The organism is Kitasatospora sp. NPDC101157 (assembly GCF_044768255.1).
Taxonomy (GTDB): domain Bacteria; phylum Actinomycetota; class Actinomycetes; order Streptomycetales; family Streptomycetaceae; genus Kitasatospora.
The window spans coordinates 18063-41840 of record NZ_JBIWPL010000001.1 but is presented as its reverse complement, the minus strand read 5'-3'; the positions used below and the strand labels follow the sequence as shown (position 1 = coordinate 41840).

Here is a 23778-nt window from a genome sequence, read left to right as displayed (position 1 = left end):
TCACGTGCGATTTCGGACATAATCGACGCGCCCCCGCACCCTCACGCCAGAGGACCCGCCGATGCCCCGGATCGCCCGCCGTACGTTCCTCGCCGGCCTCGGCGGGGCCGCGCTCACGGCGTGCGCGTCCCCCTCGGGAGGGCCGCAGCCGCCCACCCCGGACGGCTTCGAAGGGAGCGGGACGCCCTCCCCCACCCCGCCTCCGCCGGTGACGGTGAACGCCGCGAACGGCCCGGTGCTGGTGCCCGGCGAGCCGCAGCGGGTGGTCGTCCTGGACACCGACGTGCTGGACTCCGCGCTGACGCTGGGCGTCACCCCGGTCGGCGCCGCGCTCCCGGCCGGCGACGCCCGCTTCCCCGACTACTGGCCGGCCTCCCGCACCGCGGGCATCTGGCGGGTCGGCCCGGCCGGCGCGCCCGACCTCGACGCCGTACGGTCGCTGCGGCCGGACCTCATCCTCTCCAACCAGGCCCGCGACGGGGACCGGTACGAGCAACTGCGCGGGATCGCCCCGACCGTGCTCACCCAGACCGCCGGGGCGCCCTGGAAGGCGAACTTCCAGCTGCACGCCCAGGCGTTGGGCCGGGTGGCGGCCGCGGCGGCCTTCGTCGCCGCCTACCAGAAGCACGCCGGTCAGGTGGTGCAGGCGCTGTCGGCGGCGAAGCTGTCGGGGCGCCGGGTGAGCCTGGTGCGGTTCGTCGAGGGCGGCGGGATCCGGCTGTTCGGGCGGCAGAGCTTCCCCGGGATCGTGCTCGCCGACGCCGAGGTGGGGCGGCCGGACGCGCAGAACGTCGACCAGTCGGACTTCGAGATCCCGCTCGACCAGCTCGCCAAGGCGGACGGTGACCTGCTGCTGTACGCGACGTACGGCGACCCGGCGAAGGCGGGCACCGACGCGGTGCTGGCGAGCCCTGGGTGGCAGGCGCTCGGGGCGGTCAAGGCGTTCCGGGCGTTCCCGGTGGACGACCAGCTGTGGTTCCAGGGGATCGGGTACACCGGCGCCAACTTCATCCTGGACGAGCTGCAGCGCTTCCTCGGGGCCTAGGTGTACTGACGACAAGTCGACACACCCGGGTTGTGCGGCTGACCGGCACTTCCGCCACAATGGCGCCGCACGTCACACATCTTTCACGTTCACCGGGGGACCAACACCATGTCAACTGCCGTAGCTCCGAACGCTCCGGACCGCAAGGGGAAGGCCGCCGCGCTCGGCTGGCTGATCAGCATCGCGTTCAACGTCGTCGCCCCGATCATGATCTACAACCAGCTGCGCGACCACGGCTACGGCGAGTCGACCGCCATCCTGCTCTCCGGCCTCGGCCCGGTGGTCGACACCGTCATCTACCTGGCCTGGCACCGCCGGATCGACGAGTTCGCCGTCGTCTCGCTGGCCTTCGTCGGCCTGACCCTGGTCGTCGCGCTGGTCGGCCCGACCGACCCGAAGATGCTGCTGGCCAAGGACTCCTTCGTCTCCGGCCTGCTCGGGGTGCTCTACCTGGTCTCGCTGGCCGGTCCGAAGCCGATCATGTTCTACTTCGGCCGCAAGTTCGCCACCGACGGCACCCCGGAGATGATCTCCTGGTGGAACTCGATGTGGCAGTACGAGGGCTTCCGCAAGGTCCAGCGCAACCTGACCCTCGTGTGGGGCGTCGCCTTCGTGCTGGAGGCAGTGCTGCGGATCGTGTTCGTCTACACGCTGTCGCACGGCACGGTGGTGACGATCAACAACATCCTTCCGTACGTGGTGATCGGCGGCCTGGTGTACTGGACGATGACCTACGCCAAGCGGGCCGGCGCCCGGGGCCGGGCCGCCGCCGAGGCGGCCGCGGCGGCTGCCGCCGCGTGATCTAGGCCGAACTCGCGTAGCGGGCCGGGGAGATGCCGACCGCTGCGGTGAAGTCCCGGGTGAGGTGGGCCTGGTCGGCGTAGCCGAGTTCCACGGCGAGCGCCGCCAGGTCCAACCCGCCTTCGGTGCGCGCCCTTTCGGCGGCCTCGTGCAGCCGGGCGCGGCGCAGCACCCACTTCGGGGAGGCGCCGACGTACTCGGCGAACAGCCTCTGGAGGCTGCGGACGGACAGGCCCAGCTCTCGGGCCAGGTCGTCCACCCGACGCAGGTCCGGGGAGCCGGTGATCCGCTCCACCACGGCGGCGACCTCCTCGGCGACCGGGTCCGGCGCGGGGAGGCGGGGGCGGAGGAAGTCGTCGGCCCGCTCGGCCGTCGGCTCGTCGAGGATCCGGGCGTTGATCCGGTCCGCCTCGGGGCCGAAGTACTCCGCGGCGGGCACGGACCGGTCGGCGAGGTCGCCCACCGGGTGTCCGGCGAAGGGGCGGAAGGCGCCGGGGCGGAACTTCACGCCCAGCGCGTGCCCGACGCCCTCCAGGCGGCGGACGAACAGCGAGCGGTCCACCCCGTAGACGAGGGCCCGCGGGGCCTCGAAGACGAGGTGGACGTTGGGGTGGGCGAGCACTTTCTGCTCGTACGGCGGGTGGCCGGTGAGGTCCCAGCGGACCAGCCAGTAGAACTCCACGAACCGCGCCACCTCGGCCGCCGGCGCGAACCGGTCCACACTGATCAGTTCCGCCGCCCGGGCCGGGTGCAGCACGCCGCGGCCGAGGTCGGGTCCGGGTCCGGGTTCGGGTCCGGGTCCGGGTTCGGGTTCGGGTCCGGGTTCGGGTTCGGGTCCGGGTTCGGATTCGGAGGAGTTCACGTTGTTCAGGCTAGTGGCGTGGGGCCCCGGTGACCTGCGCCGACTCCGGTCGGATGCCCGTGGTCGAATGCGGCCCGACGCGGCCGGTGTCGCGTTTCTTCAAGACCGGCCGACGCGGTCCACCGCAGGATCGGGGCATGAACGCTCACCCGATGCACCCCTTCCTGGCCCGCGCCGCCTCCGCCGCCGCCGAGGTGGCCGCCGCCGTCCCGGCCGGGCAGCCATTGGACGCGCCGACGCCCTGCGGGGAGTTCGACGTACGGGCGCTGATCAACCACTGGGTGCTCTACACCTCGCACGGCCTGGAGCACCGGGCCCGGCGCACCGAGCTGCCCGCGGAGCTGGCCTCCCGCGACTTCACGGCGGACGCCGGCTGGCGGGCGGCGTACGCGGCCCAGCTGGAGCGGGCCGTGGCGGCCTGGGGCGAGCCGGCCGCCTGGGAGGGGGACGTCGACCTCGGCGGGTCGCCCGTCCCGGCGGTGGGGATCGCCCGGATGCTGATCATCGAACTGGTGCTGCACGGCTGGGACGTGGCCCGGGCGGTCGGCGCGGAGATCGAGGTCGACGAGGAACTCGCCCTGCTGGTCGGGGAGATCGTCGAGGAGAACGCCGAACTGTACCGGCAGTACGCGGGCTTCGCCTCAGCCGTGGAGCTGCCGGAGGACGCCTCGGTGTGGGAGCGTGCGCTGGCGGCGTCCGGCCGCGACCCGCGGTGGAAGGCCTGAGAGGTGCCGCGGTCGGGGTGCCGTCGCGAGCCCCACGCCTCCGGGCTTGCGTTGGAGCGTACTCGAACTCCTAAGTTCGAAGCATGCGATACGTCAAACTCGGAACGACCGGACTGGAAGTCTCCGCCATCGCCCTCGGCTGCATGAGCTTCGGTGAGCCGGACCGGGGCGGCGAGCCCTGGTCCCTGGGCGCGGACGCCAGCCGGGACATCATCAGGCAGGCCTTCGAGGGCGGCGTCAACTTCCTCGACACGGCCAACGGGTACAGCGCCGGAAGCAGCGAGGAGATCGTCGGCCAGGCGGTCAAGGACTTCACCCGGCGCGAGGATGTCGTCCTCTCCACCAAGGTCTGGATGCGGATGCGCCCCGGCCCGAACGGCGCCGGGCTGTCCCGCAAGGCGATCTTCGCCGAGCTCGATGCCTCCCTGAAGCGACTGGGGACCGACTACATCGACCTCTACCAGATCCACCGCTGGGACTACGACACCCCGATCGAGGAAACCCTCGAAGCACTGCACGACGCGGTCAAGTCCGGCAAGGTCCGCTACATCGGGGCCTCTTCCATGTACGCCTGGCAGTTCACCAAGGCCCTGTACCTGGCCGACCTGCACGGCTGGACCCGGTTCGTGTCGATGCAGGACCACTACAACCTCATCCACCGAGAAGCGGAGCGGGAGATGCTCCCGCTCTGCGCCGACCAGGGCATCGGCGTGATCCCGTGGAGCCCGCTGGCGCGGGGCAGGCTGACGCGGGTCCGGGACACCCCCACGGCCCGTGCCGGGACCGACGAGGGCGGGAGGATCCTCTACCGCGACGAGGACCAGGCGGTGGCCGATCGCGTCCACGAGATCGCGGGCAGGCGGGGTCTGTCCCCGGCCCAGGTCGCCCTGGCCTGGGTCATGCGCAACCCGACGGTGACCTCGCCCATCGTCGGGGTCACCAAGCCGGCCCAGTTGGCCGACGCAATCGCCGCGGTGGACGTCGAACTCGACGACGACGAGGCCGCCTACCTGGAGGAGCCCTACCAGCCGCACACGGCCGCCTACCTGGAGGAGTCCTTCTACAAGTCCCGCCCTGGGGCGGGCTCCCGGTAGTCCGGGCCACGCGCAGCGGAACGTGTCCGCGGGTACCGAAGCAGCTCGCGTCCACCGGCCGCTCCTGAGTTCGGTCAATCGGTGGAACCACTCATCGCGGCAAGGAGCTTGGCACGCAGCAGCCGTACCGCCGGGGAGTGCTGGTCGCGCCGGGCGACCAGGCCGAGTTTCGCGTAGGTCGCCGCATCGGCGATCGGAACGGCTCGCAGCCCGTCGCCGTCCACGGAGGATGCGCTGAGCACGGCGACCCCGGCGCCGCGCTCGGCGAGGCGGAGCAGCGCGAGCGGGGAACTGGCGTCGATGTCCACGCGCGGTTCGAGGCCGAGCCGGCGGCAGGAGTCCTCGTAGGCGGCCCGGAGGCCGGTGCCCGGGGAGAGGCAGAGGACCTTCTCGGGCCCGAGGTCGGCGAGCTTCAGCTCCGTGCGGTCGAGCGGGTGTCCGACCGGGACGGCCGCGACGATCCGCTCGTCGACGACGACATCGACGTCCAGGCCCGGATCCGCCTCGCCCGCGAAGCCGATCAGGGCGAGGTCGAGGGAACCGGAGAGGACCTGGGACTGGAGGAGGTCGGAGTGTCCCTCGTGCAGGCTCAGGTCGATGCCCGGGTGGGTGCGGCCGAGGTCGGCGACGGCGTCCAGGAACGGCGGGATCGAGCAGCCCATGATCATGCCGAGCCGGACGCGCCCGCGCACGGCGTCGGCGAACTCGGCGGCGGTGTGCTGGATGGCGTCCAGGGTGGCCAGGGCGCTCTTCGCCAGCGGGAGGACGGCCTCACCGGCCGGGGTGAGCCGGACCCGCCGGCCGGACCGCTCCAGCAGCTGCTGGCCCAACTCGCGCTCCAGCTTGGCCACCTGGGTGCTGATCCCCGACTGGCTGACGTGCAGGCGGTTGGCGGCCGCCGTGAACGACCCCTCGTCGACCACGGCGGCGAAGTAGCGCAGCTGGTGCATCTCCATGACCCGTGACGATATGCGACGGCCGGTGGATCAACCCGGCGGATGCGGCGGACGGCGCGAACTGGTTGGGCCGTCGCCGCGCGGGGCGGCGACGGCCAGGGTGGCAACGGCCGAGCGGGGGGTGGTCACCGGCGACGGTCCTCGCCACGGATGCCCTTGCCCCGCATCTGCTGTTCGGTGTCGGCGGGCAGGTCGGCCTCGATGCGCTCCTTGCGGATCTGGCCCGAGACGGTCTGCTGCTCGACGTGTTCCTCGGTCACCAGCCGCACCCGTTCCACCGGCACGGCTTCGGTGTGCACGACCGGCCGCTCCGCGTGCAGCGTGACCTCGTGCTCGGCCTCCGAGATCGGCTCGCCGGACAGCGCGGCGCCCCGGTTGGCCTCGGTGATCGGCTCGCGTTCGATGCGGGCCTCCTCGTGCCGCACGGGCACGGTCTGCTGTTCCTCCTCGGTGACGACGTACTTGTGCAGCTTGGCGCGGCCCGTCTCGTAGCGCTCGACGCCTACGTGCATCCGCTCCTCGGAGCGGGTCATCGCGTCGTCGACATCCGGGCGGGTGCCCGTCCGGCCTGTGGCGGCCGAGGTGCGCGGGGTGGTCCGGGCCGTAGCGGCGGTTCTGGTGGTTTCGCTGTGCGCCCAGCCGCCCTTGCCCGGCTGGTTGGCGGCTCTCCAGGCCTCGTCCCAGGCGAGGCCGTAGTGCCGGCAGAGACGGCGTTCCTCGCGTTCGGGGAGGTGGCCGCCGTCCTCCACGGATACCAGCGGTGCCTCCTTGACCTTGTCCTTCAGGTACGGGACCTGGATGTGGTCGTCCACGACCCGGGCATCGCGGATCGGCACGAACGACTCGCTGGTCCCGAACCACCCGGTCTTGATGCTGACCCACTCCGGCTTGCCGGTGACATCGGAGAGGAACACGTGGTCCGCCTTGCCGATCTTGCTGTCCTCCGCGTCATGGACGGGGTGGTGCAGCATCGAGCGGGCCTGCTGTTCGGTGATCATCGATTTCACGCCTCCTTCACGGTTCGGCTGCCGAGCGCCTTACCGACCTGGCGTGACCGAAACGGCTTCACCTGACATTCACTCAGCGTGAAGGTGTTCGGCGGCGTTCCGGGGCATTCCGAGGGGTTCCGCCAGAGCCGCCACTCTGCGTCACTTCCATCAGCGATGGTGATATCAATCATCAGATCTATGTGTTGGACGGATGAGTTGGTCGAGGCGGAGGATGGAGGCATGACGACGACGAAGACTGCGCGTGAGCTTGCCGAGACCTACTTCTCCGCCTGGGAGGCGGGCGACTTCGACACTCTCCGGGGCCTGCTGGCCGAGGACGTCGACTTCGTCGGGGCCCTGGGCACGGCGTCCGGGATCGACGAGGCGCTCGGCGGACTGAAGGGGCTCGGCCAGGTGCTGGAGAAGATCGACGTGAAGGTGCGGGTCGCGGAGGGGGACGATGTGATCACCTGGTTCGAGCTGTGCACCACGATCGCGCCGCCGGCGCCGACGGCGAACTGGATGCACATGGAGAACGGGAAGATCGCCCGGATCCGGGTGACCTTCGACCCGCGCGGACTGCTGGCGGGCTTCGAGAAGAAGAGCTGAGCGGGGCGGGCAGAACATCCGCGGGGGCAGGGCCGTGATCGCCAGGGGGCGGTGACGGCCCTCTTCGGCTGTTCGCGCTCAGGCGTCCTCGTCGGGCGGGGTGGCCCTGAGGGCGGTGACGACGCCCAGGGCGACCGTGGCGAACGCGAGGGCGAGGAGGAAGGCGAAGGCCGCCCCGATCAGGAATCGCACGGGCGCTCGCGGTCGGCGTCGAGGAGGAGGACGAGGAGGTTGAGGAGGGTCGAGGCCGGGGCCGTGTTGAAGCGGACGAGGACCCGGCCGTCGAGGGTGTGGTCGAGGTCGGCGGAGGGGAAGAGGAGCCCGAACTTAGGGCCGCGCTCCTGGAGTTCGGCGAGGAGCGTCCGGATGTGGTCGTCGGTGTAGGCGCGGATGCGGGGGTCGGTCGGCTGCATCGGCCGGCGGCGGCGGGTGGTCATCAGGCGGCGTCCAGCTCGAACCAGATGGTCTTGCCGCGCTTCTAGGGGTCGACGCCCCAGCGGTGGGTGAGGGCGGCGACGAGCCGGAGGCCCCGGCCGGACTCGGCGAGGAGGTCGAGGGACTGGACCTCGGGCAGCATCGGGCTCTCGTCGGAGACACCGACCCGGAGGGTGCGGGAGGTGAGGGAGAGGATCTGGACGACCGGCGCGGGGGTGTCGGCGTGCCGCCAGGCGTTCACGATCAGCTCGCCGAGGGCGAGTTCGGCGTCGAAGGTGGAGGAGGGCGGCCAGCCGAGGCGGTTCATGGCGTCCTGGAGGGACTGGCGGGCGAGGGTGAGCGAGGGCGTGTTGAGGTGACGCATGGGAGTTCTCCCGGGCGTGATTGAGAAGGGGGATCCGGCGGACACACGTCGCCGTGAGCCAGGCCATGCAGATGGGCATGACTGCTCTGCGGTGCGGGCAGCGCGCATTACTGACGATCCGTCGGATCGCTGTAAGAGCGACCATAGCGCACCGCAACCTGAAATTTGAGACTCTCGCGAAGAGCTTCCCTCTAACGTGGGGCACACTGATCTCAGACCCGCAGAGAGGACGTCATGGCCCTTCGACCAAACCCCACCCTGCGCCAGCGACGACTGGGAGCCGAGTTGCGGAGGATGCGGGAACAAGCGGGCCTTGGCGGCAGCCAGCTGGCCCGCGAACTCGGCATCCAACCAGCTCAGATCACGCAGATGGAGAGCGGCAAGAGCGGGATCAGTGCCGAACGGCTGCGGACCATCGCTTCCGTGTGCATGTGCACCAATGAGCCACTGATCGAGGCGCTGGCGAACATGGCGTCAGAGCGAGGAAAGGGCTGGTGGGAGGAGTACCGCAGCACTCTGACCATCGACTTCCTTGAGGTGGCAGAGCTTGAGGGCCACGCCGAGAGGATCACCTTCTGCAACACCGTCTACATGCCCGGTCTACTCCAAACCAGGGCCTACGCATCAGCAGTTTTTGCCCGGCTCGTGCCTCCCCTGCCCGCGCAAGAGATCGAGACTCGGACAGCCTTCCGACTCAGGCGTCAGGAACTCGTCCGATCTGGCACAACTCCTCTCCGGGCCTTCATCCACGAGGCCGCACTGCGGATGCAGTTTGGAGGACCCGTAGTGCTCGTCGATCAGCTCGCTTCCCTGCTGGACGACTCCGAACGGCCCGGAATCTCCGTTCGAGTGGTGCCATTCGCCGTTGACACTTTCCCGGGCGCCGGCGAGAACCTGACATACATTGAGGGACCCGTTCCTGAGCTGGACACCGTCGAGATGGACGTCTCCCAAGGGGCCTTGTTCTTTGACTCACCAGCCAATCTGGCCAAACATCGCACCATCTTCTCCAGCTTGGATGCCACTGCACTCTCCGAAGATCGATCGCGGGAGTTCATCCGATCCGTCATGAAGGAAATGAAGTCCACCCATGCCTAACTCAGACTGGCAAAAGTCCAGCTACAGCGCCTCAAGCAATGAATGCGTTGAGCTTCGCAGCATCGGCAAGCTGGTCGAACTCCGCGAGTCCGACGAAGGCCACCTCATCATCCGCACCACCCCTACCGCCCTTGCCGCCCTCCTCCACGGCATCAAGGCCGGCGAATTCGACCACCACGCCTGACCGCACCCGGAGTAGGCAGTCGGCCCCGCCGACTTCCTACTCCCACCCCATGCCATCCTGGCCGCCATGAAGATCGCTGCCGCCCAGCTCTCCTGCGTCCCCGCCGACATCCCCTCCAACGTCCGGCAACTCGTGGCCCTCGCCGAACAGGCGCGCTCGCAGGGCGCCGAGCTGATCGTCTTCCCCGAACTCGCCCTCACCGGCTACGAACTCGACGCCCTGGCCACCGAACCCGCCCTCCGCACCACCCCGGACGACCCCCGCCTGGACGCCCTCCGCTCCAGCGGCATAGCCACCGTCGTCAACTGCGCCGTCCCCACCGACGGCCCCCTGCCCGCCATCGGGACGTACGTCTTCGACGCCAACGGCGACCTCCTCACCACCTACCTCAAGCAGCACCTCTACGAGAACGAGCAGGGCGTCTTCACCCCCGGCGACCAAGACGGCCGCTTCACCCTCAACGGCCTCCGCTTCGCCCTCGCCACCTGCTTCGACAACCACTTCCCGGACCTCACCGCCCGCGGCGCCGCCGACGGCTGCGACGTCCACCTCGCCAGCTCCCTCTACGGCACCGGCAACGGCGTCCACGAGCGCGCCACCCTCTACCCGGCCATCGCCAAGGGCAACGGCATGCACGTCGTCCTCGCCAACCACGTCGGCCCCTCCGGCCCCTGGACCGGCTGCGGCGGCGCCGCCCTCTGGGCCCCCGACGGCACCCTCCTCACCGAGGCCGACGACCGCTCCACCACCGTCGCCGTCGCCGACACCCCGTAGCGGTCCCCCCGGAGTAGGAAGTCGGTCCGGCCGACTTCCTACTCCGACACCTGAGCCCTGAACTCCGAGTAGCGAGCTGCGTAGTGCCACGCGGCATCGCGGGCCTGACAAGCACGGAGAACCTCCACCGGCTCGGTGATCAGCTCCATGCCGACCGTGCGCTCCCCGTCGAAATGGAACCGCGCAACCGTCAGGGAGTCGAAAAGCCAGAAGTCCGAAAACCCGCCGAGTCCGACTGCTTCGGCTTCCGAGCGCCACAGGTACCGGATGTCCTCGCCGGCCGCCACGTTGGTGCGGGCACACGCCAGCAGATACCGCTGGCCCTCGGTCGGCGGATCGTCGACCAGCCGCACCCGCTCGAACCTCTTGCCCTTGTCGACCATGCGGCGCACGGTCTTGAACCACGGGTGCCCGACCTCACCTGCTGTGTCCCCCGTCCGCAGGAACTCGGCGTAGGAGGGCATCTGCTTGTCGGAGAGGTAGCCGGTCCTGGTCTCCAGGCGCCAAGCGGTGTACTCGAAGCCATCGTTGACGAACTCGGTGATCTTCTGCTGCGGCACGAACTCCGACACTGACGTGACTCCTTCGGTGAGGACCGGCACGACCTCGGAACCCCATCCAAGTACGCCCGCGCCCACCAGGCCACACAACTACAGCCCCACGGGCGAATATTCGAGAATCACGGTCCGCTCCGAAGCGGTTCGAGGGCATCCTGACTCCGCCTGACCGACAGCGAAGGGAGCGGCCATGAGCCGATGACTGCGGTACATCGGAAGCAACTCGGACGACAACAACTGCCCGACGCTCTACGAGGACATGAAGACCGGGGACGTGGTGGTGCAGGGGGATGCCGTGACCGATCCCGACGAGATCGCCCAGCTCCGCAAGGTCGAGCCCGGCGAAGGATTCGTGACCGTACCGCGCGCACTCCTCGCCGATTTCGCGCCGCGCGATGCGGAGCGCGAACCCGTGCTGATCGGCCTCGACGAGTTCGAGGATCTCTTCGACCTTCCAGCACACGGCCTACCGGCTGGAGACCCGCCGCCGGTACCGCTCCGACGAGCAGAGTGATACCTACCGCCAGTTCACCGCCGGGCAAGCTCCGGAATGGGACCTGGAGACCCCCTGGTGCCGATCGCGTCGCGAACAGGCCGCCCTGGGCAAACGGTTCGAGCGCGTGCGGATCATGGACAACCCGCCCACGCCGGGGCAGCGCTACCTGCTCAACAACTCCGAGCGGAACGGCAGGGTCGGTGAGGACATCCGCTACCTCTGGCGCGCCGACGCCGAGCGGCTGGGTCTCCCGGAGGAGGACGCCTGGCTGTTCGACTCGCGCGTCATCGCCCTACTGCACTTCGACTCCGACGACGACCTGACCCATGTCGAGCTGATCACCGATCCGGTGCGGGTGGCCCGCGCCTGCCAGGAGCGGGACGCCGCCTGGCACTACGCCGTCCCGCACCGCGAGTTCGGGGCTCAGGTACCGTCCGACATGTGAGCACCGACTTCCAGCAGGCCAGAATCGCCCTCGGCCAGCGGCTCCGTGAGCTGCGCGCCGAGGGCGGTCTCACTGGTCGGCAACTGGCCGACCGGCTCGACTGGACGCAGTCCAAGGTCAGCAAACTGGAGACCGGCCGGCAGACTGCCACGCATGACGACCTCAGGGCCTGGGCCGATGGCGTCGGTCAATCCGATGCGGCGGCCGAGCTGTCTGCCAGGCTTCGATCGTTCGAATCGGGAACCCGTTCCTGGCGGCGACAGTTGGCCGCCGGGCACCGGCCCGTGCAGGACACGCTGACCGCCGAGCACGACCGTTCGACGATCATGCGCGCCTGGGAAAGCGCGATGGTCGTCGGCATACTTCAGACGGCTGACTACGCCCGGCATGTTTTCAATGCCTACGTCGATCTCCATCAGTCTCCTCGTGACGTCGAGGACGCCGTGCGAGCACGCATCCAGCGTCAGGAGAGCCTCTACCGCCCCGGCAGGAAGTACCACGTCATCATGGGGGAAGCCGCACTGCGCGCGCTGATCTGCCCGCCTGCCGTGATGGCCGCGCAGCTCGATCGGCTCAGTGGCGTGATCGGCTTGGACACCGTCTCCCTCGGTATCGTCCCGTTCGAGGCGCCCCTCAGGCTTCCGCCCGCCAACGGCTTCTGGATCCATGACGAGCGACTCGTCATCGTCGAGGACTGGCACGCCGAACTCTGGCTCGACCAACCCGAGAACGTCGCCCTGTACCTGCGCGTGTGGGAGACCCTCGCCGGCGCGGCCGTCTACGGTGCGGACGCCCACAGGGTCATCGCACGCTGCCGAAGAGCGCTCGGGACCGTCTGAAGAATCCCCGCGAACGGCGCCCGCCGCCTGCCGGAATATTCGAGAATCAGCCGCCCCTCCGCCCCTACCGTGCTGGTCGAGGGCGGCGGTAGGCGCCGCCTCCGAAAGGGGAAGCACATGCCCGCGTTCAGCGACGGCAAGCACGGTGGCGGGTCCGGCTCCGGCAGCGGTGGCGGCCAGCAGGACGACTCCAGCAGCGGCAACAAGCACGGTGGCGGCGGCAGTGACGAGGGCGGCAACACCTCGGACGGCAGCGGCCCGGCGTCGGGCCGCTGACCGGTGACCGAGCAGCACGAAGCGGAGGCCGGCCGGGCCCGGCTGGCCTCCGCGCTCCTCGCGAACGGGTCCCTCGGCGCCGACTGGCTGGCCACCTACCACGCCGTCCCGCGCCACTGGTTCGTCCCGGCCCTGGTCTGGCCCGGCCAGGCGGACGGCGTCCGTCAGGGCGAGGCCGTGAACCGGCACGCCGACCCGGCCGCCTGGTGGAAGGCGGTCTACTCCGACATCCCCCTCACCACCCAGTGGGACGACGGCGACCACGCCGGGTTCGGCCGGGGCACAACCCCCACGTCGTCCAACTCCATGCCCACCATGGTGTTCTCGATGCTCGCCGCCCTGGACGTCGACGACGGCCACCGAGTGCTGGAGATCGGCACCGGCACGGGTTGGAACGCCGCCCTGCTCTCCCACCGCCTCGGCTCCGAAAGGGTCTTCACCGTCGAGGTGGACGAGGACACCGCCGCCGAAGCCCAGCCCCGGCTCGCACGCGCCGGGTACTCGCCGACACTCCTGGTCGGCGAGGGCGCGGACGGCCACCCCGACGGCGCGCCGTTCGACCGGGTGATCGCGACCTGTTCGGTACGCCGGATCCCGTACGCCTGGGTGGCGCAGTCCCGGCCGGGCGCCGTGATCGTCGCGCCCTGGGGGCCCGAGTACGGCGGGGAGGCCGTGGCCCGTCTCGTCGTCGGCGAGGACGGCACGGCGAGCGGCCGCTTCGTCGGGTCCTCCGCCTTCATGCGGCTGCGGCGGCAGCGCACCGCCCGCCCCGGCGGCCTGGAGTACCTGTCCGGGCCCTGGCCGGCCGACGGGATGCGCTCGTCGACTCCCCTATCCCCCGAGGCCCTGGCCGACTGGTTGGCCATGTTCGCCATCGGGGTACAGGTGCCCGCGGCCTTCCCGCTGATCGAGCGCTACGCCGACGGCACGTACACCCTGTGGCTGCACGACACGGCCGTCACCTCTTGGGCCACTGTCGACCGGGAGCCCGGCCGCACCGCCTACGAGGTCGTCCGGTCCGGCCCCCGGCACCTCTGGAACGAGGTCGAGTCCGCCTGGCGGTGGTGGGACGCCCATGACCGCCCCGGCTTCGACCGCTTCGGCCTCACCGTCACGCCCGACGGCCACACCGTGTGGCTGGACAGCCCCGACAGTCCGGTGCCGGTCCGGACCGGCAGCGCCACCCGGAGCCGGAGCTAACCGACCGGAGCAGCCCCGGCCTCCCACGCGGCCGGGGCTGCTCGGGGTTCCCGGGAACCGTCGTGCGGGTCAGGCCCGGCGGCCGGCGGCCGCACGGCCCGGGCCTTCGGCCCCCCGGCGGCAGCCGCCGCCATCCGTCCCCGGCAGTGCTCCCGTGCCTACTCCCTCGGCACCCGGACGGCCGGAGAACGGTCCTCAGCTGCCGGAGCGGATCGGCTCGCCCGTCCGGTGCAGGTGGGTGAGGATCTCGCGGTACGAGCGGAGCAGGCCGGTCTCGTAGTACGGGATGTCCTTCTCCGCGCAGAACTCCCGGGTGATCCGGGCGGCGCGCCCGAGCGCCGGGGTCGGCATGCTGGGGAAGAGGTGGTGCTCCACCTGGTAGTTGAGGCCGCCCATCACCGAGTCCAGCACCGCGTTGCCGCGCACGTTGCGCGAGGTGAGCACCTGGCGGCGCAGGAAGTCCAGCCGCATCTCCGGCGTCACCATCAGCATGCCCTTGTGGTTCGGGGCGAAGACGCAGCCCAGGTAGACCCCGAGCAGCGCCTGGTGCACGGCGAGGAAGGCGACCGCCTTGCCCAGCGGCAGCGCGGCGAAGACCAGGCCGAAGTAGGCCGCGAAGTGGACCACCAGCAGGGCGCCCTCCAGCAGCGGGCGCTTCACCGCCGGGCCGCGCAGCGCGCGGAAGCTGTTGAAGCTGAGGTTGAGGCCCTCCAGCAGGAGCAGCGGGAAGAACAGGTACGCCTGGCGGCGGCCGATGAACCGGGCCAGGCCGCTCGCCTGCCGGGCCTGCCGCTGCGACCAGACGACGAGGTCGGGCGCGACGTCCGGGTCGCGCTCCTCGTGGTTGGGATTGGCGTGGTGGCGGGTGTGCTTGTTCATCCACCAGCCGTAGCTCATGCCCATCATCAGGTTGGCGGCGATCCGGCCGCCGATCTCGCTCGGCAGCCGTCTGCTGAACACCTGCCGGTGCGCCAGGTCGTGGGAGAGCAGCCCGACCTGGGCGAAGACCACGGACATCGCGGCCGCCAGGCCGAGCTGCCACCAGGTGTCGCCCAGCTCGAACAGGGCGTAGAAGCCGCCGAGGAACGTGGCGAGCACCAGGCCCGCGCGGACGGTGTAGTAGCCGGGGCGCCGGTCGAGCAGGCCCTCGGCGGCTATCCGGCGGCTCAACTGGGCGAAGTCGCTGCCGAGTTGCTGGGCGGTGGCCTCGGGAGCCTTGGTCATCGTCACGGTCTGTGTGGGCATGCTCCGAGTCTGGCCAGCCGGGCGCGCCCGAAGAACGGGGAAAGCACCCCTCCCGTACGGGTGTTAGCCCCCTGGTGCCGACGGGGGCCGCCCCTCCCCCGCCACCCTGCGGAGCGGGAGGTCGGCGGATCCGACTTCCTGCTCCCGGCCTGTGGTCCTGCGGCTCAGCCCTGCCGGGCGGCGCGCTGACGGAGGGAGATGCGGTTGCCGTCCGGGTCCACGGCCTCGATGCGGATGCCGAAGCCGCGGTCCTCCGGTTCGGGCTGCTCGAAGCCGTCGGGAGACCATCACGGCCGGAACAGCTCGTCCAGGTGGTGGTCGAGGATCGCCAGCGCCTGCTCGCCGTCCCGCTGGCCGCCGAGGACGCTGGAGCCGAGGCCGTTGACCATCGCCAGCAGTCCGGCGGCCGCCATCTCGACGTCCCGCTCCGGGGCGATGCCCCCGGCCTGCTGCGCCGCACGCAACTGCTTGGCCAGGAAGCCCTCCAGCACGACCGGCGGCTGCGCGGCCTGCCGCTCCAGCACCTCGGGGTCGCTGAGCACCAGCGCGTAGTACGCGGCGTACGTCCGGGTGATCCGGCGGCTCTCGGCATCGGTCGGCAGGATGCAGGACAGCACCGCCGTCACCACCTCCCGGGGGGCGCGGGCCTCGCCGATCCAGCGTTCCATCCGGGCCTGGAGCTGGGTGCCGAGCCGGGCGAGGGCGTCCAGCAACAGGCCCTGCTTGGTCGTGAAGTAGTACTGCACGAGGCGCAGCGAGACGCCCGCCTCGGTCGCGACCGCCCGCATGCTGGCCGACTGCAGGCCTTCGGTGTCGGCGATGCGCAGCAGGGCCTCGGCGATCTGCCGTCGACGCTCCTCGTGGTCGACCTTCTCGGCCACGGCCCGTCCCTCCTTCTTCCGAGATCTCTTGGTACACACGTATCATGCATGTGATACACCTGTACCATGCGAATCAGCGAGTTCAGGAACGGCAAGGCCGAAGCCCGCTTCCGCACCGCCTACGAGCGCGCCCTCACCGAGCTCTGGCCAGGGCCGCGCACCGCGCTCGACGTCCCCACCCGCTTCGGCACCACCCGCGTCCACCGGGCCGGCCCCGCCCACGGGCAGCCGATCGTGCTGCTCGCCGGCTCCGGCGGCAACGCCCTGATGTGGCACGCGTACGTCGAGCGCCTCGCCGAGCGCCATCCCGTGCTCGCCGTGGACACCGTCGGCGAACCCGGCGCCAGCGTGCAGACCGCCCCGATCCTGGACGGCCACGACGCCGCCGACTGGCTGGAGGACCTGCTCGCCGCCCTCGACGTCCCCGCCGCCCACCTGGTCGGCTGCTCCTACGGCGGCTGGATCGCCCTCCACCACCAGATCCGCCACCCCGGACGGACCGCCGCCCTCACCCTGGTCGACCCGGCCGGCCTCGCCGACGCCGGACGGCGCTTCTACACCTGGCTCGTCCTCGGCGGCCTCGCCGCCCTCGCCCCGCGGCCGCTCCGGCCCCGGCTGGCCAGGGCGGTCGGCAACAGCGCCGTCCTGGAGACCGAGCTGATGGCCCTGATGCGCGCCTCGACGGGCTTCCGCCGCCGCCTGCCCCTGGCCGACACCCTCGACGACGGACAACTGCGCCGCCTGAGCGCGCCCACGCTCTTCCTGCTCGGCGAGCGCAGCGCCCTGAACGACGCCCGGACCGTCCCCGAGCGGCTGCGCCGACTCGTCCCGGCCGCCCGGGTCGAGGTCGTCCCCGGCGCCGGACACGCCCTGCCCACCGACGACCCGGCCGCCGTCCTCGCCGGAATCCTCAGCGCGGCGTCCCCGCGGACGAGTTGAGCTCTCCGATGTCACAGTGGATCCGGCCCTGTCACCCGCCACGGAGGCGGCAGGCTCGGCGACGGGCCCCGGGGCAGCGCTACCCGGCGCCGCCCCTGCGGACCGGCTCCGCGGCGCCCTTGCCGGCCGACGAGGCCCGGGCGGGTCAGTAGATGTCGGTCGGCAGACTGCGGCGCCACTCCTGGAAGCGGTCGAACCAGCCGATCCAGTCCGCAAGCCGACCGCCCTCGGCCACGAACAGGGAGCCGATCGCGTCGGCCGGCTCGACGAGCGGGATGGAGAACTCCATTCGCTCCTCCAAGTCCTCCAGGCAGTCCCGCTCGTACTCGGTCAGACCGTTCCGGGCGTACGTCACCAGCGGGTAGCCGCCGGCCGGCGGGTGGGGGACCGGCAGCACCGGAATGCAGCGCCACACCACCCCGCAGCGGCGGATCAGCGTCTCGCCGAGATACCAGGCGGGGACCTCCAGCAGCGGGGTGTCCCGGGCCGCCCGGACCTCCTCCCAGGTGTCGAACCGGCTGAGGAGCAGTGCCTGGAGGCGGTCCAGCGAAGCAGGCTCGAAGTCCCAGCCGCCGCCGCTCTCTCGCGCCCACGCGGGGAACGCCGCGCGCTGCGCGGCGAGCCAACGCGCCAACCGGGGATTGTCGGCCCACTCCGGGGTGTCGATCGGATCCATGTCGGCAGCCTACGACCGAGCCAGCTACCGGAGCGTAACAATCCTGTGTGCAAGGTGAGTTGACGTTCAGCAGGACGTCAAAACAAGAGACGCGACCGCTGACCGCCGTCTACTGTTCGAACCCTGGCGGCGCACACGTCAATTGGGGGCCCGTCAGGGCGCCGCCCGGACAGCCGTCCTTTTCACCGGGCTCCTTGGGGGAGTAGCCACGTGCCAGACCTGATACCTCGCCGCGCGCGCATCTGGGTGCGCGGCGGCCTCGCACTCACCTGCACGGCCGTCCTGGCCGTCACCGGCCTGCCCGGCCTTCAGGGCACCGCTTACGCGGCGAAGGGCAAGCGCTGCGACGAGCTCTACCCGAACACGAAGGGCGGTGCCCCGGGGACCTCCTTCCCGTGGGACACCTCGCCCGACAGTGTCAGGGACGAGAACGCCTGGGACTCGTACACCTACGACGCTCCGCGCCAGGTCTTCGACGGGCTCACCCTCCCGTCCGACCCGGCCGAGCAGGAGGCGTTCCTCAAGAAGTTCGACAAGCCGCACGAGCAGTACCCCAAGGGCTCCGAGGGCCGCCTCTTCGCGACGTACAAGGAGTACCTGGCCCGCGACCCGCAGAACAAGAAGTACGGCACCTTCGAGAAGTGGCTGTCCGACGCCTACATCCTGCCGAACAACAACAACCGCCGCGGCGCCTTCTACGAGGAGAAGGTGATCAAGGACCTCGGACTGGTCGGCCCCGACTGGCTCTGCCAGGAGGAGATCCCGATCCTCGACAAGGACGGCAAGCCGGTCCTCGACCCGAAGACCAACAAGCCGATGGTCCGCAAGTGGGACGCGGTCAACTACAAGACCAACGACTTCCTGGAGTTCAAGGCCGGCGGCGGCCGTGACACCACCCAGGACCCGACGAACAAGGCCTTCCTGCAGGATCCCCAGCGCAAGGCCGCACGCGTCACCTACGTCTTCGGCGAGGAGAAGACCAGCGCGACCAAGAAGTACCTGAGCAAGGTCAACACCGACGTCGGCTCGGACCCGGCGAACCCCAGGGTGCGCAGCTACGAGCACCGCTCCACCAGCGTGCCCGTATCCAAGTTCGACCCGAACACCTCCAAGCCCGACCCGTACATGAACACCGGGGCCAAGCAGCCCTCCGGCGGCGCCGCCCGGAACATCGAGGGTTCCATGCCCACGCCGAAGGACATGGCCGAGCGGATGGCCCGGATCCGGGCCGACGACCCGGCCGGCCTGCGGGTGCGCGGCCCGGGCGGCGTGGACTTCTCCACCCTGCAACTCTCCTACGTCGGCAAGCCGGTCAAGGGCCAGGCGCTGAACTACGCGTTCGCCGCCAAGAAGGCTGACGAGGACGAGCAGAACCTCGGCTGGGGCGGTCAGGAGAAGGCACAGCTCATCTCCGACTCCTTCTTCACCTGGCTGGCGCTCAGCCCGAACACCTTCTGGGTCAACCTCAACCCCGACCAGCCCGACAAGATCATGGACCCCGCCTTCGGGAAGACCGACGCGGGGCGCGTACTGCTCCAGGCCGACCTGGAGATGAAGCACGACTTCGCCAAGGACCTGGACCCGCGACAGGCCATTGGCAAGAAGTTCGAGGACGCCATGATCGCCGCCGGTGTGTCCTGCCGGCCCGCCATCCGCAACTGGATCGTCCCCCAGCCGGCGAAGGTCCGCGCCGACGAGAACGGCGTCTACATCCTCGACGCGCCGCTGAAGGTCAACTCCGAGACCACGACCATCAGCACCCCCGGGCCGAACGGGGACTGCCAGGCCACCGACGCCCAGCGCAGGACCGTCGAGGGCCTGGTCCGTGAGATCGTCATCCCGGACGTCGAGCACAAGGTCAACACCGCCCCGCTCTACGCGGACCTGCGCCGTGTCTACAGCGCCCGGGTCGCCGCCGAGTACGTGCGGCAGCAGGACCAGCTGGAGCCCACCGACTACCGGGCGATCATCGACAGCGGCGACGTCGGCAAGTGGCCGGTCCGCGGGCAGAACGCGAACTGGACGCCGCGCCAGACCTGGGAGGACTACGTGAAGTCCTTCACCCAGGGCGACTACAGCTACCCCTGTGGCGACGGGCGGGTCTGCTTCGAGGGTGGCGTGGACTTCTCCCAGGCGCCCAGGCAGGACATCGGAGCGACCGAGTTCACGGCCAAGCACAAGGACCTGCCGCGCTCCACCCGGACCTCCGTGAAGGCCATGACCGACAAGGCGGACACCGAGGACCAGCTGCTCCTCGGTGGTGGTGGACCGGCCGACAACGGCCCGACGCCGACGCCCACTCCCACACCGACGGACACCGCGACGGCCACGCCGACCGGCACTCCCACCGGCACCCCGACCGGCGGCCCGACGGACACCCCGACCGCCACGCCCACGACCGCGACGCCCACCCCCGCGCCGAGCACTCCGGCGGGCGACGGCGGCACCAGCCCCAGCCCCTCCCCGGCCCCGGCCGGCAGGAGCGGCAGCGGCAGTGGCAGCGACAGCGACAGCGGCGGTAGCAGCACCGGTGGCGGCGGAAGCCTCGCCAGCACCGGCTCCAACGCCCTGGCCCTGGCGGGCACCGCCGCCGTGCTCCTCGCGAGCGGCGCGGCCCTGGTCCGGTGGCGCCGCCGCCGAGCCTGACCCGACCGACCGCACAACCGCACAACCGCACGACCGCACAACCGCACAACCGGCCCCGCACCCGCCCGGTGCGGGGCCGGTCCCGGTCTCAGCCCTGCTGCGGCGGGCGGCGGCGCAGGCCGAGCAGCAGCAGGACCACCGCCGTCGCCACGGCGGCCGTACGCAGCACACCCGGTGCCATCGACCAGCTGAACTGGCCCAGCGGGGAGCCGGGTTGGACGGCGCCCCCGGCGCCCCCGGCACCGCCCGCCTGCTTGGCGTGGTTCATCGCGAACAGGGTGGTCGCGCTCATCGTGATCAGCGGGATCCCCAGGATCACGAACTTGCGCATCAGATCGGAGAGTTGACGGGTCAGGTAACCGAGGCCCCAGCCCGCCAGCATGGCCGGGAAGAACCCGGACACCGCCCCGCCGACCAGCAGCCCGCAGGACAGCAGGATCAGCGGGGACGGCTTGCGGGCGCCCTTGCCCGCCCCCTTGCCCGCTGCCGCCGCCCCGGCGGGCGCGCCCTTGGCCCCGCCCCTCACCTTCGCCTTCCGCTGCCGCTTCGGGTTCGATGGCTTCGCCCCGGCCTGCTCGGCCGCCTGCTGCTGCGCCGCCTCCTCACCCGCGCGCTGCTCGGGGATCGGCTTGGGCGCGGGCTGCGGCGCGTCCGAGAAGTCGAGCATCGTCATCGTCCACGGGCTCGAACTCTGCACGACCGGCGCCGGGATCGCCTCCGAGCCGCCGTCGGGAGCGGCGACGCCCGGCAGGTCCAGCGACACGTTCGGGATGCCGCCCGTCGCACCGGAAGCGGCCGAGGAGCCGTACACGCTGTCCTCGGCCGGTCCGCCGCGCGCCGCACCCTCAGCCGACGAAGGCGCCGAAGGGGACGGGTCGGGCGCACCCGACGCCCCCGTCCGCTCGCTCCACGGCCCGCTCTTGCGCCACCACTCGCCGTCCGTCATCACCGACACCCCGCCTCGCCCGGCCCGCCCATGCAGAGCGCGGCCGCCCACCGAACCGCCCTCGGCCGTGACGGTACCCACCGTGCCCCGCCCGCGCGAGTCCATCGCGGCCGCCGCCGTCCGCCGGTGCCGCCCCGGGCACGAGCGCACCCCACCGTCCGCACTCCCGACTAACCTAGGTCGAATGACCACACAGCAGGGCCCTCAACGCCAAGGCAGGACGCCCGCCGGTCCGCGCACCCTCGCCGAGGAGCTGCGCGCCCGGCCCGACGACGCGATCGCCGCCCTGCTCCGGTCACGCCCCGACCTGCTGAACCCCGTCCCCGGCGACCTCACCCAGCTGTCCGCCCGGCTCTCCTCGCGCGCCTCCGCGCTGCGCGCCCTGGAACGGCTCGACCGCTTCACCCTCCAGGTCGCCGAGGCGCTGGCGACCTGCCCGGACGGCACCAACCTGGCCACCGTGCGGACACTGCTGACCGGACCGTCCAAGGTCAAGCCGCACCCCGGCGCCACCCCGCTCACCCCGGCCGACCGGTCCGCCGTCGCCGCCGCCCTCCCCCGCGCCGTCGCCACCCTGCGCGACCGGGCGCTGCTCTGGGGGCCGGACAACGGCCTGCGGCTGGTGCTCGCCGTCCGCGAGGCGCTCGCCCCGACCGCCGCCAACCCCGGCCGCACCGGCCTCGGCCCCACCCTCGCCGAGGCGACCACCGGCATGTCCCCGGCACGGCTGCAGCAGCTGCTCGCCTCCGCCGGACAGCCCGCCACCCCCGACCCGGTCACCGCCGTCGCCGCCCTGACCGCGCTGCTCACCGACCGCACCCGCTGCGCCGCGCTGCTCGACACCGCCCCCGAGCCCGCGCTGCGGCTGCTGGAGCGGCTGGTCTGGGGCCCGCCCACCGGCACCGTCCCGGACGCCACCCGACCGGTCACCGCCGAGGACGCCCAGAGCCCGGTCGAATGGCTGCTCGCCCGCGGCCTGCTGCTGCCGACCAGCCCGGGCAGCGTCGTGCTGCCACGTGAACTGGCCCTCCACCTGCGCGGCGGCCGCACCCACCGCACCGTCGAACCGCTCCAGCCCGAACCCTCCCCCGCCGCCGCCCCGCGCGATCCACAGGCTGTGGACAGCGCCGCGGCCGGGCAGGCGCACACCGCCGTCAGGACCGTCGAGGAACTACTGGAGGCCTGGGGCCTCAACCCCCCACCCACCCTGCGGGCCGGCGGCCTCGGCGTACGGGACCTCAAGCGCACCGCCCAGACCCTGGAGACCACCGAGCAGCAGACCGCCTTCTGGCTCGAACTCGCCTACACCGCGGGCCTGCTGGCCCCCGACGGCGAGGCCGACGAGTGCTGGGCACCCACCCCCGGCTACGACAGCTGGCTGCAACTGGACACCGCCGAGCGCTGGGCCGTCCTGGCCGGCGCCTGGCTTGCCGCCACCCGCGTGCCCGCCCTCACCGGCACCCCGGACGGCAAGGGCAAGCCGCGCGCCGCCCTCGGCCCCGAACTCGACCGCACCCTCGCCCCGTCCGTGCGCCGCGCCGCCCTCGCACTGCTCGCCGAACTGCCGCCCGGCACCCCGGCCACCGCCGAGGAACTGCTGCCCACCCTGCGCTGGCAGCGCCCGCTGCGCGGCGGCCCGACCAGCCCCGACGGCCGCGACGGCCGCGAACTGCGCGACGACCTCACCACCTGGACCCTCGCCGAGGCCGAACTCCTCGGCATCACCGGCCGCGGCGCCCTCGCCGCCCCCGCCCGTGCCCTGCTCACCGGCGAGTCCGACCCGGCCGAAGTGCTCGCCCCGCTGCTGCCGCAGCCGCTGGACCACGTGATCCTCCAGCCGGACCTCACCGCGATCGCCCCCGGCCCGCTGCTCACCCCGCTCGCCCAGGCGCTCGCCCTGTGCGCCGACATCGAGTCCAAGGGCGGCGCCACCGTCTACCGGTTCACCCCGGCGTCCGTCCGCCGCGCCCTGGACGCCGGACGCACCGCCGCCGACCTGCAGACCTTCCTGGGCCGGCACAGCCGCACGCCCGTCCCCCAGCCGCTCGCCTACCTGATCGACGACGTCGCCCGCCGACACGGCATCCTGCGGGTCGGCGCCGCCTCCTCCTACCTGCGCTGCGACGACCCCTCCCTGCTCAACGAGGTGCTCGCCGACCGCCGCGCCGCCGACCTGCGGCTGCGACTGCTCGCCCCGACCGTCCTCGCCTCCCAGGCCGCCCCGGACGTCCTGCTCGCCGCGCTGCGCACCATGGGCTACGCCCCGGCCGCCGAATCCGCCGAGGGCGACGTCCTGATCACCCGGCCGGACAGCCACCGCACCCCGCCGCGCGCCGCCCCCACGCCCGTCCCCGACGGGCCGCCCACCCCCGACGACACCCTCCTCGCCGCCGCCATCAAGGCCATCCGGGCCGGCGACCGCGCCGCCACCGCCGCCCGCCGCGAGCCCACCCCGGACCCGCGCCAACTCCCCCGCACCGCCGCCGCCGAGACCCTCGCCGCCCTCCAGACGGCCGTCCTGCTCGGCGAACGGATGTGGATCGGCTACCTCAACGCCGAGGGCATCGCCAGCCAGCGGATCATCGACCCGGTCAAGGTCGAAGGCGGCTTCGTCACCGCCTTCGACCACCACGCCGACGAACTCCGCACCTTCGCCCTCCACCGCATCACCGGCGTCGCGGAACTCGACGAATAGC

26 protein-coding genes are annotated in these 23778 nt (G+C 71.6%); 16 read left to right on the top strand and 10 right to left on the bottom strand.

Translation table 11 applies throughout. The annotated features are described in order from the left end of the window. Positions 1 to 61 precede the first annotated feature (61 nt). Positions 62 to 1045: an ABC transporter substrate-binding protein gene (locus ACIRVF_RS00215; protein ID WP_402811540.1), complete on the top strand. Its 984-nt coding sequence runs from the start codon at positions 62 to 64 to the stop codon at positions 1043 to 1045. Between the two features lie 108 nt (positions 1046 to 1153). Further along, entirely contained in the window at positions 1154 to 1846 is a 693-nt protein-coding gene (locus tag ACIRVF_RS00210; protein ID WP_402811537.1) for a VC0807 family protein, read from the top strand. 1 nt (position 1847) lies between these two features. Here the strand turns inward: ACIRVF_RS00210 and ACIRVF_RS00205 are convergent, their stop codons facing one another. Beyond that, positions 1848 to 2708, bottom strand: coding sequence for a DUF6597 domain-containing transcriptional factor (locus tag ACIRVF_RS00205; protein WP_402811533.1), 861 nt, complete (start codon positions 2706 to 2708; stop codon positions 1848 to 1850). Positions 2709 to 2845: 137 nt separating this feature from the next. Here ACIRVF_RS00205 and ACIRVF_RS00200 point away from each other — a divergent pair, with 137 nt between their 5' ends. Next, on the top strand, positions 2846 to 3433 hold the full coding sequence (locus ACIRVF_RS00200) for a TIGR03086 family metal-binding protein (RefSeq protein WP_402811530.1): 588 nt from the start codon (positions 2846 to 2848) through the stop codon (positions 3431 to 3433). An 83-nt stretch (positions 3434 to 3516) separates the two neighbouring features. Then, complete coding sequence (locus tag ACIRVF_RS00195; RefSeq protein WP_402811528.1) at positions 3517 to 4527, top strand: aldo/keto reductase; 1011 nt, start codon at positions 3517 to 3519, stop codon at positions 4525 to 4527. 74 nt (positions 4528 to 4601) lie between these two features. Here the strand turns inward: ACIRVF_RS00195 and ACIRVF_RS00190 are convergent, their stop codons facing one another. Next, entirely contained in the window at positions 4602 to 5483 is an 882-nt protein-coding gene (locus tag ACIRVF_RS00190; protein WP_402811525.1) for a LysR family transcriptional regulator, read from the bottom strand. A 125-nt stretch (positions 5484 to 5608) separates the two neighbouring features. After that, the gene (locus ACIRVF_RS00185) at positions 5609 to 6481 is read right to left on the bottom strand and encodes a PRC and DUF2382 domain-containing protein (protein WP_402811522.1); all 873 of its coding nucleotides are present in this window, start codon (positions 6479 to 6481) and stop codon (positions 5609 to 5611) included. A gap of 231 nt (positions 6482 to 6712) precedes the next feature. Between ACIRVF_RS00185 and ACIRVF_RS00180 the strand changes: the two genes are divergently transcribed. Then, positions 6713 to 7081 (top strand): nuclear transport factor 2 family protein, encoded by a 369-nt coding sequence (locus ACIRVF_RS00180; RefSeq protein WP_402811519.1) that lies wholly within the window; start codon positions 6713 to 6715, stop codon positions 7079 to 7081. A gap of 179 nt (positions 7082 to 7260) precedes the next feature. Here ACIRVF_RS00180 and ACIRVF_RS00175 read toward each other — a convergent pair whose 3' ends face one another. Together ACIRVF_RS00175 and ACIRVF_RS00170 are read right to left on the bottom strand one after the other, a co-directional pair. Continuing rightward, positions 7261 to 7518: a hypothetical protein gene (locus ACIRVF_RS00175; RefSeq protein WP_402811516.1), complete on the bottom strand. Its 258-nt coding sequence runs from the start codon at positions 7516 to 7518 to the stop codon at positions 7261 to 7263. 41 nt (positions 7519 to 7559) lie between these two features. Next, on the bottom strand, positions 7560 to 7880 hold the full coding sequence (locus ACIRVF_RS00170) for an ATP-binding protein (protein WP_402811513.1): 321 nt from the start codon (positions 7878 to 7880) through the stop codon (positions 7560 to 7562). A gap of 234 nt (positions 7881 to 8114) precedes the next feature. Here ACIRVF_RS00170 and ACIRVF_RS00165 point away from each other — a divergent pair, with 234 nt between their 5' ends. The 3 genes from ACIRVF_RS00165 to ACIRVF_RS00155 all read left to right on the top strand — a co-directional run bounded on the left by ACIRVF_RS00165 (position 8115) and on the right by ACIRVF_RS00155 (position 9936). After that, positions 8115 to 8978, top strand: a complete 864-nt coding sequence (locus ACIRVF_RS00165; protein WP_402811510.1) for a helix-turn-helix domain-containing protein — start codon at positions 8115 to 8117, stop codon at positions 8976 to 8978. After that, positions 8971 to 9162, top strand: a complete 192-nt coding sequence (locus ACIRVF_RS00160) for a DUF397 domain-containing protein (protein WP_402811508.1) — start codon at positions 8971 to 8973, stop codon at positions 9160 to 9162. Before ACIRVF_RS00165 ends, ACIRVF_RS00160 begins: the two co-directional genes overlap by 8 nt. A gap of 66 nt (positions 9163 to 9228) precedes the next feature. Continuing rightward, positions 9229 to 9936: a carbon-nitrogen hydrolase family protein gene (locus tag ACIRVF_RS00155; protein WP_402811505.1), complete on the top strand. Its 708-nt coding sequence runs from the start codon at positions 9229 to 9231 to the stop codon at positions 9934 to 9936. A 38-nt stretch (positions 9937 to 9974) separates the two neighbouring features. Here the strand turns inward: ACIRVF_RS00155 and ACIRVF_RS00150 are convergent, their stop codons facing one another. Further along, on the bottom strand, positions 9975 to 10508 hold the full coding sequence (locus tag ACIRVF_RS00150; protein WP_402811502.1) for a DUF6879 family protein: 534 nt from the start codon (positions 10506 to 10508) through the stop codon (positions 9975 to 9977). A 244-nt stretch (positions 10509 to 10752) separates the two neighbouring features. On the opposite strand from ACIRVF_RS00150, the gene ACIRVF_RS00145 reads away from it, so the two are divergent. From ACIRVF_RS00145 to ACIRVF_RS00125, 5 genes are all read left to right on the top strand, one after another. After that, entirely contained in the window at positions 10753 to 11007 is a 255-nt protein-coding gene (locus ACIRVF_RS00145) for a hypothetical protein (RefSeq protein WP_402811499.1), read from the top strand. After that, positions 10934 to 11434: a DUF6879 family protein gene (locus tag ACIRVF_RS00140; protein ID WP_402812900.1), complete on the top strand. Its 501-nt coding sequence runs from the start codon at positions 10934 to 10936 to the stop codon at positions 11432 to 11434. Before ACIRVF_RS00145 ends, ACIRVF_RS00140 begins: the two co-directional genes overlap by 74 nt. Then, the gene (locus ACIRVF_RS00135) at positions 11431 to 12273 is read left to right on the top strand and encodes a helix-turn-helix domain-containing protein (RefSeq protein WP_402811496.1); all 843 of its coding nucleotides are present in this window, start codon (positions 11431 to 11433) and stop codon (positions 12271 to 12273) included. The genes ACIRVF_RS00140 and ACIRVF_RS00135 overlap by 4 nt, the downstream gene beginning before the upstream one ends. Positions 12274 to 12390: 117 nt before the next feature. Next, a complete protein-coding gene (locus ACIRVF_RS00130; protein ID WP_167395769.1) occupies positions 12391 to 12549 on the top strand; it encodes a hypothetical protein in 159 nt (52 codons plus the stop codon). Positions 12550 to 12552: 3 nt separating this feature from the next. After that, entirely contained in the window at positions 12553 to 13749 is a 1197-nt protein-coding gene (locus ACIRVF_RS00125) for a methyltransferase domain-containing protein (RefSeq protein ID WP_402811493.1), read from the top strand. A gap of 195 nt (positions 13750 to 13944) precedes the next feature. Here the strand turns inward: ACIRVF_RS00125 and ACIRVF_RS00120 are convergent, their stop codons facing one another. Then, positions 13945 to 14994: a fatty acid desaturase family protein gene (locus tag ACIRVF_RS00120; protein ID WP_402811490.1), complete on the bottom strand. Its 1050-nt coding sequence runs from the start codon at positions 14992 to 14994 to the stop codon at positions 13945 to 13947. Positions 14995 to 15281: 287 nt separating this feature from the next. Continuing rightward, complete coding sequence (locus tag ACIRVF_RS00115) at positions 15282 to 15875, bottom strand: TetR/AcrR family transcriptional regulator (protein WP_402811488.1); 594 nt, start codon at positions 15873 to 15875, stop codon at positions 15282 to 15284. Between the two features lie 66 nt (positions 15876 to 15941). Here ACIRVF_RS00115 and ACIRVF_RS00110 point away from each other — a divergent pair, with 66 nt between their 5' ends. Continuing rightward, positions 15942 to 16814, top strand: coding sequence for an alpha/beta fold hydrolase (locus tag ACIRVF_RS00110; RefSeq protein ID WP_402811486.1), 873 nt, complete (start codon positions 15942 to 15944; stop codon positions 16812 to 16814). Between the two features lie 145 nt (positions 16815 to 16959). Here the strand turns inward: ACIRVF_RS00110 and ACIRVF_RS00105 are convergent, their stop codons facing one another. Next, positions 16960 to 17490, bottom strand: coding sequence for a hypothetical protein (locus ACIRVF_RS00105; protein ID WP_402811483.1), 531 nt, complete (start codon positions 17488 to 17490; stop codon positions 16960 to 16962). A 210-nt stretch (positions 17491 to 17700) separates the two neighbouring features. Here ACIRVF_RS00105 and ACIRVF_RS00100 point away from each other — a divergent pair, with 210 nt between their 5' ends. Beyond that, a complete protein-coding gene (locus ACIRVF_RS00100) occupies positions 17701 to 20136 on the top strand; it encodes an LPXTG cell wall anchor domain-containing protein (RefSeq protein ID WP_402811481.1) in 2436 nt (811 codons plus the stop codon). 88 nt (positions 20137 to 20224) lie between these two features. On the opposite strand, the gene ACIRVF_RS00095 is transcribed toward ACIRVF_RS00100, so the two are convergent. Beyond that, positions 20225 to 21082 carry a hypothetical protein gene (locus ACIRVF_RS00095; RefSeq protein WP_402811479.1) on the bottom strand — a complete coding sequence of 286 codons (858 nt, stop codon included), beginning with the start codon at positions 21080 to 21082 and terminating at the stop codon, positions 20225 to 20227. Positions 21083 to 21266: 184 nt separating this feature from the next. Between ACIRVF_RS00095 and ACIRVF_RS00090 the strand changes: the two genes are divergently transcribed. Then, complete coding sequence (locus tag ACIRVF_RS00090; protein WP_402811477.1) at positions 21267 to 23777, top strand: helicase-associated domain-containing protein; 2511 nt, start codon at positions 21267 to 21269, stop codon at positions 23775 to 23777. The last annotated feature ends 1 nt before the right edge of the window (position 23778 follow it).

Excerpts from the sequence above, each read along its gene's own strand:
- ACIRVF_RS00215 (WP_402811540.1), top strand. The coding sequence starts at position 62 with ATGCCCCGGATCGCCCGCCGTACGTTCCTCGCCGGCCTCGGCGGGGCC.
- ACIRVF_RS00210 (WP_402811537.1), top strand. The coding sequence starts at position 1,154 with ATGTCAACTGCCGTAGCTCCGAACGCTCCGGACCGCAAGGGGAAGGCC.
- ACIRVF_RS00200 (WP_402811530.1), top strand. The coding sequence starts at position 2,846 with ATGAACGCTCACCCGATGCACCCCTTCCTGGCCCGCGCCGCCTCCGCC.
- ACIRVF_RS00195 (WP_402811528.1), top strand. The coding sequence starts at position 3,517 with ATGCGATACGTCAAACTCGGAACGACCGGACTGGAAGTCTCCGCCATC.
- ACIRVF_RS00190 (WP_402811525.1), bottom strand. The coding sequence starts at position 5,483 with ATGGAGATGCACCAGCTGCGCTACTTCGCCGCCGTGGTCGACGAGGGG.
- ACIRVF_RS00185 (WP_402811522.1), bottom strand. The coding sequence starts at position 6,481 with ATGATCACCGAACAGCAGGCCCGCTCGATGCTGCACCACCCCGTCCAT.
- ACIRVF_RS00180 (WP_402811519.1), top strand. The coding sequence starts at position 6,713 with ATGACGACGACGAAGACTGCGCGTGAGCTTGCCGAGACCTACTTCTCC.
- ACIRVF_RS00175 (WP_402811516.1), bottom strand. The coding sequence starts at position 7,518 with ATGACCACCCGCCGCCGCCGGCCGATGCAGCCGACCGACCCCCGCATC.
- ACIRVF_RS00170 (WP_402811513.1), bottom strand. The coding sequence starts at position 7,880 with ATGCGTCACCTCAACACGCCCTCGCTCACCCTCGCCCGCCAGTCCCTC.
- ACIRVF_RS00165 (WP_402811510.1), top strand. The coding sequence starts at position 8,115 with ATGGCCCTTCGACCAAACCCCACCCTGCGCCAGCGACGACTGGGAGCC.
- ACIRVF_RS00160 (WP_402811508.1), top strand. The coding sequence starts at position 8,971 with ATGCCTAACTCAGACTGGCAAAAGTCCAGCTACAGCGCCTCAAGCAAT.
- ACIRVF_RS00155 (WP_402811505.1), top strand. The coding sequence starts at position 9,229 with ATGAAGATCGCTGCCGCCCAGCTCTCCTGCGTCCCCGCCGACATCCCC.
- ACIRVF_RS00145 (WP_402811499.1), top strand. The coding sequence starts at position 10,753 with ATGAAGACCGGGGACGTGGTGGTGCAGGGGGATGCCGTGACCGATCCC.
- ACIRVF_RS00130 (WP_167395769.1), top strand. The coding sequence starts at position 12,391 with ATGCCCGCGTTCAGCGACGGCAAGCACGGTGGCGGGTCCGGCTCCGGC.
- ACIRVF_RS00120 (WP_402811490.1), bottom strand. The coding sequence starts at position 14,994 with ATGCCCACACAGACCGTGACGATGACCAAGGCTCCCGAGGCCACCGCC.
- ACIRVF_RS00110 (WP_402811486.1), top strand. The coding sequence starts at position 15,942 with ATGCGAATCAGCGAGTTCAGGAACGGCAAGGCCGAAGCCCGCTTCCGC.
- ACIRVF_RS00105 (WP_402811483.1), bottom strand. The coding sequence starts at position 17,490 with ATGGATCCGATCGACACCCCGGAGTGGGCCGACAATCCCCGGTTGGCG.
- ACIRVF_RS00095 (WP_402811479.1), bottom strand. The coding sequence starts at position 21,082 with ATGACGGACGGCGAGTGGTGGCGCAAGAGCGGGCCGTGGAGCGAGCGG.
- ACIRVF_RS00090 (WP_402811477.1), top strand. The coding sequence starts at position 21,267 with ATGACCACACAGCAGGGCCCTCAACGCCAAGGCAGGACGCCCGCCGGT.